General features: G+C 38.7%; 13 protein-coding genes. 4 read left to right on the top strand and 9 right to left on the bottom strand.

Features of this window, described 5'->3' with window-relative positions; all coding sequences use genetic code 11:
- Nucleotides 1-101: 101 nt before the first annotated feature.
- Together HMPREF3177_RS06490 and HMPREF3177_RS06485 are read left to right on the top strand one after the other, a co-directional pair.
- Nucleotides 102-1,292 carry a M20 metallopeptidase family protein gene (locus tag HMPREF3177_RS06490; protein ID WP_070457881.1) on the top strand — a complete coding sequence of 397 codons (1,191 nt, stop codon included), beginning with the start codon at nt 102-104 and terminating at the stop codon, nt 1,290-1,292.
- 12 nt (nt 1,293-1,304) lie between these two features.
- Nucleotides 1,305-2,483 (top strand): M20 metallopeptidase family protein, encoded by a 1,179-nt coding sequence (locus HMPREF3177_RS06485; protein ID WP_070457879.1) that lies wholly within the window; start codon nt 1,305-1,307, stop codon nt 2,481-2,483.
- Between the two features lie 297 nt (nt 2,484-2,780).
- Here HMPREF3177_RS06485 and HMPREF3177_RS06480 read toward each other — a convergent pair whose 3' ends face one another.
- Entirely contained in the window at nt 2,781-3,683 is a 903-nt protein-coding gene (locus HMPREF3177_RS06480) for a nuclease-related domain-containing protein (protein ID WP_070457877.1), read from the bottom strand.
- 304 nt (nt 3,684-3,987) lie between these two features.
- Nucleotides 3,988-5,250, bottom strand: coding sequence for an ABC transporter permease (locus tag HMPREF3177_RS06475; RefSeq protein WP_083286905.1), 1,263 nt, complete (start codon nt 5,248-5,250; stop codon nt 3,988-3,990).
- A gap of 159 nt (nt 5,251-5,409) precedes the next feature.
- Here HMPREF3177_RS06475 and HMPREF3177_RS06470 point away from each other — a divergent pair, with 159 nt between their 5' ends.
- Nucleotides 5,410-6,048, top strand: coding sequence for a TetR/AcrR family transcriptional regulator (locus tag HMPREF3177_RS06470; RefSeq protein WP_070457875.1), 639 nt, complete (start codon nt 5,410-5,412; stop codon nt 6,046-6,048).
- 277 nt (nt 6,049-6,325) lie between these two features.
- A complete protein-coding gene (locus HMPREF3177_RS06465) occupies nt 6,326-6,658 on the top strand; it encodes a TM2 domain-containing protein (protein ID WP_052327269.1) in 333 nt (110 codons plus the stop codon).
- 84 nt (nt 6,659-6,742) lie between these two features.
- Here the strand turns inward: HMPREF3177_RS06465 and HMPREF3177_RS06460 are convergent, their stop codons facing one another.
- From HMPREF3177_RS06460 to HMPREF3177_RS08520, 7 genes are all read right to left on the bottom strand, one after another.
- Entirely contained in the window at nt 6,743-7,153 is a 411-nt protein-coding gene (locus HMPREF3177_RS06460; protein WP_070457872.1) for a GNAT family N-acetyltransferase, read from the bottom strand.
- A gap of 55 nt (nt 7,154-7,208) precedes the next feature.
- Nucleotides 7,209-7,658 (bottom strand): hypothetical protein, encoded by a 450-nt coding sequence (locus HMPREF3177_RS06455; RefSeq protein WP_070457870.1) that lies wholly within the window; start codon nt 7,656-7,658, stop codon nt 7,209-7,211.
- A 69-nt stretch (nt 7,659-7,727) separates the two neighbouring features.
- Nucleotides 7,728-8,915, bottom strand: coding sequence for an elongation factor Tu (gene tuf, locus HMPREF3177_RS06450; RefSeq protein WP_068131185.1), 1,188 nt, complete (start codon nt 8,913-8,915; stop codon nt 7,728-7,730).
- 123 nt (nt 8,916-9,038) lie between these two features.
- Nucleotides 9,039-11,120: an elongation factor G gene (gene fusA / locus HMPREF3177_RS06445; RefSeq protein WP_068131188.1), complete on the bottom strand. Its 2,082-nt coding sequence runs from the start codon at nt 11,118-11,120 to the stop codon at nt 9,039-9,041.
- Nucleotides 11,121-11,179: 59 nt separating this feature from the next.
- Nucleotides 11,180-11,650 carry a 30S ribosomal protein S7 gene (rpsG, locus tag HMPREF3177_RS06440; RefSeq protein ID WP_040928644.1) on the bottom strand — a complete coding sequence of 157 codons (471 nt, stop codon included), beginning with the start codon at nt 11,648-11,650 and terminating at the stop codon, nt 11,180-11,182.
- Between the two features lie 44 nt (nt 11,651-11,694).
- A complete protein-coding gene (gene rpsL, locus HMPREF3177_RS06435; protein WP_040928645.1) occupies nt 11,695-12,108 on the bottom strand; it encodes a 30S ribosomal protein S12 in 414 nt (137 codons plus the stop codon).
- A 272-nt stretch (nt 12,109-12,380) separates the two neighbouring features.
- A partial coding sequence (locus tag HMPREF3177_RS08520; protein WP_168161318.1) for an LPXTG cell wall anchor domain-containing protein occupies nt 12,381-13,894 on the bottom strand: 1,514 nt, incomplete at its 5' end.

The raw sequence follows: 13,894 nt of genomic DNA, 5'->3' as shown, positions 1-13,894 counted from the left end.
AAATGATATTTATAATGTGTTTGAAATTTTCGGACTATTTTGCCCCACTCTTCAATTGATTCTGTTAAACTATTAATATTAAAGATAGGAGTGATGTTACGATGACGATTGAAAAACTCGTTTCTAACTATGAAAGTGACATGGTCGAGACTAGACGCTATCTCCACCAACATCCCGAACTTTCATTTCAAGAAGAAAAAACATATCAATTTATATTAGATCGTTTAAAGTCGTATGATGGCATTGAAATTAAAGAGCGTGTCGGTGAAAACGACGACAACGATGGTAAAGGTATCTTTGCAAGTTTTGGTAGCGGGCGTCCGCACATTGCGTTTCGTGCCGATTTTGACGCGTTACCAATACAAGATAAAAAAGACGTGCCGTACAAATCTACTGTGGACGGAGTGATGCACGCATGTGGACATGACGCGCATACTACGACGCTACTCACACTCGTCGACGCTGTCTCAAAATTTAAAGATAAATTAAATGGTAAGGTGAGTTTTATCTTCCAATATGGTGAAGAAGAACCACCAGGTGGCGCTGAAGCTATGATTAAAGATCGTATTTTAGATGACGTCGATTTTGTCTACGGCCAACATTACTGGAGTCAGTTCGATACACATGAAATTCACTCTACGAGTGGTGCATTAATTGCGAGCCCTGATAAATTTAGAATTACGATTCAAGGCCGTGGTGGGCATGCAGCGTATCCACAAAGAAACATCGACGCGATTTTAATTGCGAGCGAGTTAATAGTGAATTTACAGTCGGTCGTATCCCGTCAAATTTCACCGATTGACCGTGCAGTTGTGACGTTTGGTCATATTAAAGCTGGGGACACATTCAACGTCATGCCAGACCGCGTCGTATTAGAAGGAACAGTACGCACGTTTGACTACGACGTCAGAGAAGAAATCGTAAAAATTTTCGAACGTGAAATTGAAGCTGCGACTAAAAAACGCGGTGCTGAAGCTGATTTCTTTTACCATAGAGGATTCCCACCAGTAATCAACCATGAAAGAGAAGTTGGTATTGTAGAACAAGCTGCAAAATCACTTGGTTTAGATTATACAGACACAAAACCATTAATGATTGGTGAAGACTTCTCGTTTTACATTCAAGATACTCCGGGTGCGTTCTTCTTAACAGGTTCAGGTAATGAAAGTAAAAATTCAACGTACGCGCACCATCATGAAATGTTTGACTTAGATGAAGACGCGATGTTGTCCGCTTTAAAAATGTTTATGAAAATTATTGAACTAGAAAATATCATTACGTGGGACGAGTAAGGAGGAGATTCCATGAACATTCGTGAAGCGATACTCGAACATTTTGAAGACGCTGTGAAAAGACGTAGACATTTACATATGTACCCAGAGCCTTCATTTCAAGAGTTTAAAACAAAACAATATATTTATGATGAATTAAAAGATTTACCTTTAGAAATTGAAAGAGACGTCGGTGGAAATGGTGTCGTCGCGCGTTTAATCGTCGATGAGTCATACGATACACTTGCATTTCGTGCAGACTTTGACGCGCTTTTAATACAAGAAGAAAATGACGTGCCGTATAAATCTAAAAACGACGGTGTGATGCACGCTTGTGGGCACGACGCGCATACAGCTGCACTGATTACATTTGCGCATATTTTATCAGAACATAAAGATGAACTACCGGTAAACGTGGTCTTTATCTTCCAACACGCTGAGGAACTCGTTCCAGGTGGTGCGAAATCAATGATCGAAGACGGCTGTTTAGATGGTGTCGATTACTTCTTCGGCACGCACGTTGCGTCTTTAAAGCCTGTCCATGAATTTGGCTGGAACTACGAATCGATGTACGCAAATGCCGATACATTCACGATTACAGCGACAGGTAAAGGTGGACACGGTGCTGCACCTCATACGACGCACGACCCAGTCGTTGCGTCCGCGTATTTAATCGAGCAGTTACAGTCTATTGTGTCGAGAAATGTCGATCCGTTAGAATCTGCAGTCCTTTCAGTCACTGCATTTAACGCTGGAAAAGCATTTAACGTAATTCCACAATACGTCGAGATAAAAGGAACTGTCCGCACATATGAAAGTGACGTCCGCGAACTCGTACTATCACGCATTGAAGAAATCGCTAAAGGCGTAGGACTCGCACAAAACGTCGACTTCGACGTTGAAATTCACCGCGGTTATCCTGCGCTTAAAAACGACGTCAAAATGACGGATTACGTGCGCGGTCTAGCTGAAAAAGACGCAGACTTTGTCGAGAGCGTCGAGAAACTTCCTCCATCGATGGGCGGAGAAGACGCAGCGTACTATTTACAAAAAGTACCAGGTTGCTATTTCTCAACAGGTGTAGGAAACGTCGACAAAGGAATCATACATCCGCACCACCATCCAAAATTCGATATCGACGAGGACGGCATGAAATCCGTACTCGAACTCTTCTTAAAAATCGTCATGAACTTTGGCGAGTTAGAGAAGTAAATATTAGATAGTCTCCTCTTTGGTTAGAGGGGACTTTTTGTGTGAATGTAGATGAGTTTCCCAGTAGTTGAGCGTCTCAGTAGGCTTTTGTTCTTGTGGTAGGTTAAAGAGGACGTTAATTAACAGAAAAAACGCTAATTTGTTAAATATATCAAGATAATTAACAAAAACTTAGGATTTCAACATGTTTTTGTTAGATAAAAAAATATATTTAACAAAAAGTCTGCCTCACCGCCAAAATCTGTTAAATATATCCGGATATCTAACAGAATCACACTTTTTTTGTTAATTATAATTTTAAGAAAGTGTATTATCTCCCTTTAACGTATAATGTCGTCCTTTCTTATCTCCGTGACTGTGACAGATCAAATTTAATAGTCGTCGCAGCTTGCTTGGTGTATACGCGTGCCCAATCCATTCACTTAAACGACTCAATGTAATCGCATCATTCGGAAATAACGTCTTCATCTCGGTAATACTTCTTCTTATCGCGTCCTCGATTTTTTCATCAGCACCACACGATCGGCATTTCAAACTATTATACGTCTCGACCTCAAGCCATCCCGAACAACTTTGACACGTTAGACCTTTTCTCGCCTGACTAAAATCCAATTTCAATTCAAGATTATATCGAGACTCCTTCAGTCGAGCAGACTCTAATTTCTTCAACGTATAGCTATGATTCTTATCGTATGCCTCTTCATTTAGTGATTCTAAAAATCGATTCAGTTGACTCGCCATCACAATCGGCTTATCACGCGTTAACTGATAAAGCGAACATTGATCATTTACAAACACCACATAGTATCGAACATCTAAATTTAAATTTAGCCGTTTCAACTGATTTTTTAACATAATCTCTGCACGTTCTGTTTGAGACAATGGATTTTTAATTTTACGCAAAGGATTTAAACGATAAAAACCATCATCTCGCAATTCAAAATCACCATAGAAGTTTTTAATCTCAATGATAATGCATGTATTATTCAACACGATTAAAAAATCAATCTGGCATTCACTTCCGCCACTTTCAAAACGATAATCAGTGATCACCGCGATATTATCATTTAACTTATTGTCCATTAAACTTTTAAAATAAAATTCTCCAACCTTGCCTTTTCTCTCTAACTCGAGTTCAAGCTGTTGCTCTCGGTCCAAATCATATCTTCTTTCCAAAAACTCTAATTCACTTATTGTCATTTTTATCCCTCCTAAACACATATGCTAGGAAAGTGCGATTTATCTTTTAAAACTTTCAGTGAACACGCGATTTCCTAGAAAATAAACGCTTCAGAGGGTTTTTATTCTTTTAAATTACAAAAATTCTGCTGATTTGTTAAATATATCCGGATATCTAACAAAACTAGGATATTTTTGTTAGATAAAATCCCACGAAAGAGTTTTTTTATCCTTTAGAAGATAAAACACTCCAAGACACCTACCAATGCATCCGTATATAGAAAAATCTAACCCACGTCTTACGAGGGTTAGATTCCATTCATCTCTATGCTTTTTTATATTTCGTATAAATCGATATTACTAAAAGTCCGAGTCCTATAATCGCGAAACTCGCAAACATCCATACTGTACCACCGCTTCCAAGCGATCCACCTGTATATAGTATTTCTTTTAATGTTGTTGCATATTTTACAAATGGGTTCCATGGTACAACGTAATTTTGATAGAACGTTGGTAACATTTGTTTTGGTAGCATAATTGCTTGCATCGTAAAGAATACGAATAACATGAAGATTGGAATTGTCGCGAATCCAATCCACGCAAGGAAACCAACAATTAATGATGAAAGACCTAGTATTACGATAGAAATATATATCGCTGTTAATAGAGAATCATTAAAGTTGAATCCCATCACCCAGTCCATGTAGTATACATACGTAAATCCAGCGACTAGACTCGTTATTACAATCATCGTTGGTAATAATACTGCGAGTTTACTTCGATTTTCACCTTCTAGATTATCTTCGTTATTTCTAATTATAAAATAAGATAACACCGAGATAATCAGCGACGTGAGCCATATAGGAATGAACATTACTCCGTGTCCATTTCCGTTAGCTTGATGGTCTTTCACTTCGTTCATTATCTTTTGTTCTACTTTAACTCGATGTGTTAACTGTTCAACTTCTGCTGCTGATACATTTACATCATTCTCTGATAATATCGATAAACTTTGATTACTAATTTGATTATTCATTGTATCCGTAATTTTATTTAGAATTTGAGTCGCTATTTGTGATAATTGTGCATCAGCACCTTGGTTAATAACAATCTCTACGTTCGCTTCTTCAGGTTTAATTTCTTCCATCTCAGACGGATCTGGTTGATTTTTCATCATCTTTGCAATTTCTGCTTCACTTAATTTTCCAGATTCAATTAACTGTTTCATTTCTGCTTGTTTATGATTGATTAAAATACTTTGAGCAGAACTCATCGCTTTTTTAGTAAAATCTTTCTCGATGACTAATGCACCGATAAAATCTTTGTTTTCTAGGCCCTCTTTTAGTTCTTCATCGTTCTTTATTTCGTGCCACTCTATTTCATCGCCATCATTCGACTTCACCTTCTTCACGAATTCTTCACCGATGTTTACCACTTCACCTTGCTGCTCGATTCCTTCATCTTGTGTAAAAATTGCGAGAGGAATATTTTTCGGCTGTGGATTGTATGCCGGATAAAAAGCTGTCGCTAAAATCACTAATAAAAGCACAGCAACGACTGGTATCATGCCTAACTTAATCTTTTTCACTGTATATAACCTCCTGAAATTTGTTATAATAATTATATGAATGAACACCGTGTTGTATATTAATTATATGAAGGATAGATTAATGACACAATAACCATTCTTTTAAAAATGTCGTATAGTGAACAGTATTTAAAAAATGTTCAGTGAGGAGTTTTTTTAATGGAAAATAAAGAAAGAGATTTAAGAGTTGAACGTACAAAAGAATCTATTAAAAATTCTTTTTTAGAACTCATGAAGGAAAAAGAATTTGAGAAAATTACAGTTAAAGATATTACGACGCGTGCTAGGATAAACCGCGGCACTTTCTATATCCACTATCTAGATAAATATGATTTAATGAAACAAATGCAAGAAAAAGTTATCGAAGAAATGACACAAGCTGTGAGAAATAACATTCTAGATATTGCGAATAAAAAAGATACTATGACCCATCCTATAAATGGTGTGATCGCTGTTTTTAAATATGTTGAAACAAACGAAAAAATTTTTTCAGCAATGCTCGGACAACAAGGTGATTTATCATTTCAATCTACAATAAAAGATTTTATGTGGAAAAAGTTTTTTAACGAACAAAGTGATCTATTATTTGATGAAAATGAGTCACTCGTACCAAAAAACATTTTAATAGCTTACATTTCATCAGCACACTTAGGTGTAATTCAGCAGTGGTTAAATAGTGGTATGAAGAAAAGCCCAGAAAAGATGGCTAAAATCCTTTTCAAAATCTCAATAGAAGGACCATTCGCAGCAGCAGGTCTAAAAAAAGAGTTATTTGAAGAGCTTTTGAAAGATGAATAGTGGTTTCTATTTACACAAAACTCGCTAATTTGTTAGATATATCAAGATAATTAACAAAAACTCAGAGTTCGGCTGCGTTTTTGTTAGATAAAAAAATATATTTAACAAAACTCCGACCAGACACCCGAAATTTGTTAAATATATCCGGATATCTAACAGAATCATGATTTTTTTGTTAATTAAAATCAAGGAGAGTAGTATTATTACTCTTTCAATGATAAAAAGCACCACCTCCACATCCCACGCTAAATGGTATAATTGATAAAGGAGTGATTTTATGAGAAATCTGACGGTCGACCAAAAATTGTACATTGAGCAATATGTTTCTAATGAGAAAAAGAGTCTCATCGTTGCCTATATACTATGGTTCTTTCTAGGTGCGGTAGGCGCGCATCGTTTCTACGTCGGCAAAACAATCACGGGCATTTTAATGATTGTCGTGCTGATTATTTCCGGCATACTAACATTAGTCACGTTTGGCCTCGCGACTGCAGTGACGATGCTTCCAATCACAATTTGGTGGGTCATTGACGCAGTGCTCGTTATTTTTATGATAAAAAACTACAACAGACGCTTAAGAAGAGAAGCGCTGAGAAGTATCGCGCGCTAGCAAGATTCCAAGCAAACAGAATACCAAAACACAAAAAAGTCCTATGACCACACCTGACCATAGGACTTTATTTATTTAACAAACCTAATTTAATTTCGCAAAAGCGACTAACTCACCTTTGTCGCAAGATTCAAAACTATTCTTTTCATAGAAATGTCTTACATCAGGTGCTTCCTCAGTTAATAAAACTTTCTGCCGGACATCATCATATTTATTCAAAACGTCCTGCAACATTTGAGTCGCAATGCCTTGATTTTGATACTCTTTTAACACAAGTATATCTTGTATATAAATAATCGTTAAACCGTCACCGACAACACGAATCAGCCCTACGAGTTTGTCGCCTTCGCAAGCTGTTAAAACATATAACGACTGCTCAATCGCCTGCTGTAAAAGCTCTAAGTCATCTGTATAAGCATACCACTCTACATCATTATAAAGGCTTTCTAATCGTTCTTTATCAATATATTTTTCATTACTATAATTTATTGTCATCATTTTCTCCTCTCGACTATCTACCACAAGGTACTTGAGCTAAAAAGAGTCAACGTTACTTCTCTTTAAATCCTTGTTCTGTTAAAAACTTTTTCACGTCAGAAAACGTACCGTCCTTCTCTGTGTTTCCGATGATACTTTTCCCGTTTTTAACATTTTCAACTCCTGTAATGTTGACCTCTACGTTATCACCAGCGTCTTTTACTTTTGTCTTCGTTTTAACGCCTTCGAACTGATTCAGCTCTGAGTAGAACTCCTCCAGTTGTTCGTAATCTTTCTTTGTGAAATTTAAGTCCGTTGATTCAACGAAATTAGACGCTTGCTCTTTCGGTACGAGACTCACGATTTCAAACTCTACTGAGCGCAGCGTTTCATCGCTATGGTTAACTGTGATCGTCATCGTGTAGTTGTCGTCTACTTTATTTTCAAACACTGATGATTCTGTATTACATGCTGATAAAAAAACTGTTACTAGTAAAACGAGTGCGTACTTAATGTATTTCATCTGTTACCTCCGATATAAAAAAACACTCGAGGAAAGTCCCCGAGTGTTTATATTGTGACATAAAATTAATTATGCGTCGATTCCAGTTACAACACCTGATCCTACAGTACGTCCACCTTCACGGATTGAGAAACGTGTACCGTCTTCAATCGCGATTGGTGAAATTAACTCAACGTCCATTTCAACGTTGTCACCAGGCATAACCATTTCAGTACCTTCTGGTAAGTTTACGATACCAGTTACGTCAGTTGTACGGAAGTAGAACTGAGGGCGGTAGTTTGTGAAGAATGGAGTATGACGTCCACCTTCTTCTTTAGATAAAACGTAAACTTCTGCTTTGAATTTGCTGTGTGGAGTGATTGTTCCAGGAGCAGCAAGAACTTGTCCACGTTGGATGTCGTCACGTGATACACCACGTAATAACGCACCAATGTTGTCTCCAGCTTCAGCGTAGTCTAATAACTTACGGAACATTTCTACTCCAGTTACAGTTGTTTTAGAAGATTTTTCTGTAAGACCGATGATCTCAACTTCTTCACCAACTTTAACTTGTCCACGCTCAACGCGTCCTGTAGCTACTGTACCACGACCAGTGATTGAGAATACGTCCTCAACTGGCATCATGAATGGCTTGTCAGAGTCACGCTCTGGAGTTGGAATGTACTCATCAACAGCTTCCATAAGCTCGATGATTTTCTCTTCGTACTCTTCTTCACCTTCAAGAGCTTTAAGAGCAGAACCAGCGATTACAGGAATGTCGTCGCCTGGGAAGTCGTATTCAGAAAGTAATTCACGAACTTCCATTTCTACTAATTCTAATAACTCTTCGTCGTCAACCATGTCAACTTTGTTTAAGAATACTACTAATGCTGGAACACCAACGTTACGTGAAAGTAAGATGTGCTCACGAGTTTGTGGCATTGGGCCATCTGCAGCAGATACTACTAAGATAGCTCCGTCCATTTGTGCAGCACCAGTGATCATGTTTTTAACGTAGTCTGCGTGTCCTGGGCAGTCAACGTGTGCATAGTGACGGTTAGGTGTTTCGTACTCGATGTGTGACGTGTTGATTGTGATTCCACGTTCTTTTTCTTCTGGAGCGTTGTCTACCTGGTCGTATGACTGAGCGTCTCCACCGTATTTTTTAGATAAAACAGTCGCGATTGCTGCTGTTAATGTAGTTTTACCGTGGTCAACGTGCCCAATAGTACCAATGTTAGCATGCGTTTTCGAACGGTCAAATTTTTCTTTAGCCATTTGAAATATCTCTCCTTGTAATTTAGAAATTTTATAATTTCATTCGCCCACTTAATTAAAAGTGGACGAATTAATACCTATACTGTTTATACCTTTTTCCCGAGAAAAAATCAAGTATAGAGATTACTCTCCAGTGTTTTTCTTAATGATTTCTTCTGAGATTGAAGCTGGAACTTCTTCGTAGTGATCAAATACCATTGAGTAAGTTCCGCGTCCTTGTGTGTTAGAACGTAATGAAGTTGCGTAACCGAACATTTCTGATAGTGGTACGAATGCGTTAACGACTTGTGCGTTACCGCGTGCTTCCATACCTTCTACACGTCCACGACGGCTTGTTACGTCTCCCATAATATCTCCTAGATATTCTTCAGGCATAACAATTTCAACTTTCATAACCGGTTCTAAAAGAACTGGTTTACATTTTTTAGCTGCTTCTTTTAATGCAAGTGATGCAGCGATTTTGAACGCCATCTCAGATGAGTCGACGTCGTGGTAAGAACCATCATATAATTTCGCTTTAACGTCTACTAATGGGTATCCTGCAAGAACACCGTTTTCTAGAGCGTTTTTAAGTCCTTCTTCAACTGATGGAATATATTCACGTGGAACTACCCCACCAACGATTGCGTCTTCGAATTCAAATCCTGCACCTTGTTCGTTTGGTGTGAATTCAATGTGTACGTCACCGTACTGACCGCGTCCACCAGACTGACGGCTGAATTTACCTTGAACTTGTGCTGATTGAGTGAATGTTTCACGATAAGATACCATTGGAGCACCTACGTTACATTCAACGTTGAATTCAGACTTCATGCGGTGTACAAGAACGTCTAAGTGTAACTCACCCATACCACCGATGATAACTTGTCCAGTTTCATTGTCAGTGTATGCTGTGAATGTTGGGTCTTCTTCTTGTAATTTAACAAGAGCTGTAGACATTTTGTCTTGGTCCGCTTTTGATTTAGGCTCTACTGATAAGTGAATAACTGGCTCTGGGAATTCCATTGATTCTAAGATCACGCCAAGTTTTTCTTCAGTTAACGTGTCACCTGTACCAGTGTCTTTAAGACCTACTGCTGCAGCGATATCTCCTGAGTAAACAGTTGAAATCTCTTCACGAGAGTTTGCGTGCATTTGTAGGATACGACCGATACGTTCACGTTTACCTTTTGTTGTATTTGATACGTATGAACCTGAGTCTAATGAACCAGAGTACACACGGAAGAATGTTAATTTACCAACGAATGGGTCTGTCATAACCTTAAACGCTAACGCTGTGAAAGGCTCGTCGTCTCCTGGTTTCGCGATATATTCTTCTTCTGGATCGTTAGCCATATGACCAACGATTGGTTTTACTTCAAGTGGTGATGGTAAGTAATCGATGATTCCATCGAGTAATAACTGAACACCTTTGTTCTTGAATGCTGTACCACAGAATACTGGGAAGAACTCTACGTCACAAGTCGCTTTACGAATTGCAGCTTTAAGAGTCTCTTCTGAAAGCTCTTCTCCACCAAGGTATGCTTCCATAACGTCTTCGTTTACGTCTGCAAGACCTTCGATTAATGCTTCACGCATTTCTTGAGCTTTATCTTCGAATTCTGCTGGAATTTCAACTTCCTCTACGTCTTGACCTAAGTCATCATGGTAAAGGTAAGTTTTCATTTTTACTAAGTCAATGATACCTCTGAACTCGTCTTCTGCACCGATTGGGTATTGTACCGCATGTGCGTTTGCTTGTAGACGGTCTCTGATCGTACCAATTGCATAGTCGAAGTCCGCACCGATTTTATCCATTTTGTTAACGAATACTAAACGTGGAACTTCATAGTTTGTTGCTTGTCTCCAAACTGTTTCAGTTTGTGGCTCAACACCTGATTGAGCGTCTAATACTGTTACAGCTGAGTCAAGTACACGTAAAGAACGTTCAACTTCAACTGTGAAGTCTACGTGCCCTGGTGTATCGATGATGTTTACACGGTGACCTTTCCACTGTGCAGTTGTTGCTGCAGATGTGATTGTAATACCACGGTCTTGTTCTTGCTCCATCCAGTCCATCTGTGATGCACCTTCGTGAGTTTCTCCAAGTTTGTGGATACGGCCTGTGTAATAAAGGATACGTTCTGTTGTAGTCGTTTTACCAGCATCGATGTGTGCCATGATACCGATGTTACGAGTGTTTTTTAGAGAAAATTCTCTTGCCATAGAACTTGTTGCTCCTTCCAAGTTTTAAAAATAAATTTATACTACCGAGATCCACAATTCTACCAGCGGTAGTGTGCGAATGCTCTGTTAGCTTCTGCCATTTTGTGCATTTCTTCACGACGCTTAACCGCACCACCAGTGTTGTTAGCTGCGTCAAGAATTTCGTTTGCTAAACGTTCTACCATTGTTTTTTCTCCGCGTAGGCGTGAGTAGTTCACTAACCAACGAAGACCTAGAGTTGAACGTCTTTCTGGGCGTACCTCAACTGGTACTTGGTAGTTAGAACCCCCAACACGACGTGCTTTAACTTCTAGTAATGGCATGATGTTTTCTAATGCTTCTTCGAATACTTCGTTTGCGTCTCTACCTGAACGCTCTTCTACGATTTCGAACGCACTGTAAAGAATTTTTTGTGACGTACCGCGTTTTCCATCGATCATTAACTTGTTAATTAACTTCGTAATTAACTTTGAGTTATGAATTGGATCCGGTAATACGTCTCTCTTAGGTACTGGACCTTTACGTGGCATACTAAGTAGCCTCCTTCCATGAATTGATTCTATATTACGCTAAATTATGAGTTTGCTTTTTTAGCACCGTATTTAGAACGTCCTTGTTTACGTCCTTCAACACCTGAAGTATCAAGTGCTCCACGAACTACTGTGTAACGTACCCCAGATAAGTCTTTGATGTGACCACCACGGATTAAAACAACTGAGTGTTCTTGTAAGTTGTGGCCAATCCCAGGGATGTACGCGTTAACTTCCATATTGTTAGAAAGTCTAACACGTGCATATTTACGTAAAGCTGAGTTCGGTTTACGTGGCGCCATCGTACCAACACGCGTACAAACTCCACGTTTTTGTGGTGAGTTGTTGTGCGTTACTGATTTCTTAAGGCTGTTAAACCCTCTGTTCAGTGCTGGTGCTTTAGATTTAGCTTTCTTCGATTGACGAGGTTTTCTTACTAATTGGTTAATAGTAGGCATCTTATTAAGTGTCCTCCCTTCTTCATTTCAATAATCCACACATCCAGGTGGTTCATTTTTTTACAATAAAAAATTTGTAAGAATTCTGCAACTCTTACAATTTCAAAAGTCATCCGTTACCATCTCTACGGTAACCTTAATTATTATATCATCGACACAAATCCTGTGTCAACTTTATTTACAATCATTTAAATAACTTTTGCAAATTAATTTTAACAATATAAAAAGAAAAACGCTACACATATAATTGTGTAGCGTGAAAAGATTAAAAACTAATACTCTTTTCTGTTTCTGCGTCTACCAAATGCGAACATTCCACCTAATGCTGCTAAAGCTGTCGCGAATAATGTGAGATTTCTCTCAGTTTCACCAGTGTTCGGTAATTTTTTATCGTCTTCTTTATCTTTAGAAGATGTTGCTTTGTTACCTTGCTCTGGTTTATTCGGCTGAGCTGGAGTATTCGGCTGTTCAGGTTTACCTGGAACTTCTGGTTCATTAGGCTTACCTGGTTCTTGTGGATCTTTAGGATCCTCTTCTCCTGGTGTTTCTGGATCTTCTGGCGTTGGTTCTGGTTCTGGTGTTGGTTCTGGATCCGGTGTTGGTTCTGGATCCGGTGTTGGCTCTGGATCCGGTGTTGGCTCTGGTTCTGGCATTGGTTCTGGATCTGGTGTTGGCTCTGGATCTGGTGTTGGTTCTGGATCCGGTGTTGGCTCAGGTTCTGGCGTTAGTTCTGGATCCGGTGTTGGCTCAGGTTCTGGTGTTGGTTCTGGATCTGGTGTTGGCTCTGGATCCGGTGTTGGCACCTCAGTTTCTTCCACTACTTGTAAGTAATAACGATATTCAACTACCTGAAGTTTTCCAGCTAAATAATTACCCTTAACACTACCTGTTTCAAGATTCAGATAATCTTGAGTTTCAAGTAATCCAGAACGTGTTTCCCCTGGTCTGTAAACGAATTTATCTGTTTTACTATTTTCAACATCAGATTTCTTTTCGTTGATACTCGCAAAGAACTCACTTTCTCCACGGAAACCTTCTTGGAATTTGTTTGTATATCCTAAATCAGTACGTTCTTCAACGCGAATGATTTTTCCGTTCTCATCAACAAATTCGATAAAGTACTCATGCGTATCTTCGAAGCGTCCCGGTTGTTTCACTTTCTCATACTCGTAAGTCACACTTTGGTTTTTCTCATTGATGTAGTTTCCTGTTGTCTCTTCACCATTTTCATCATATGGTGTGCCCTCTGTTGAATCTGTAACTTTTGTGAATTTATAACCGTCTTTTTCGTCTTTACCTGTTGTGAATGTTTCTTCTTCTGTACCTTTAGTTTGGTCTCCAGTATAAGATGTTTCTTCGTTCTTTTTACGGCTAACTTCTTTACCGTCAAAGTCTTTTTCTACATCATAGTAATTATGATGTTCTTCAAACGTGCCTTGTTCGATTGTTTCTGGATCACGCTCTGTCTTTGTGTAGACATACGTAATACGCTGATACTCTCCAGGTGTATACGTACCATCAGTCTTACCATCTTTATAGTAGTCCGGTTTTTCTAAGTTGTCTGTTCCAGTGATTTTCTCGAACTTATAGCCGTCTTTCTCTTCTGTTGTTGCTGTGAAACGATCATCATCGCGGAATCCTTCTTGATATTTATTTGTATGCTCTGATTGTTTCACGCGACGTGTTTCATTACCATTTTTGTCTGTGTAAACAATATAGTACTCATGCGTATCTTCGAAGCGCCCCGGTTGTTTCACTTTCTCGTACTCATATGTCACTTCAAGAT

Source organism: Nosocomiicoccus sp. HMSC09A07 (genome assembly GCF_001808485.1).
GTDB classification, from domain to species: Bacteria; Bacillota; Bacilli; order Staphylococcales; family Salinicoccaceae; genus Nosocomiicoccus; species Nosocomiicoccus ampullae_A.
This window is presented reverse-complemented; position numbering and strand designations above follow the sequence as displayed.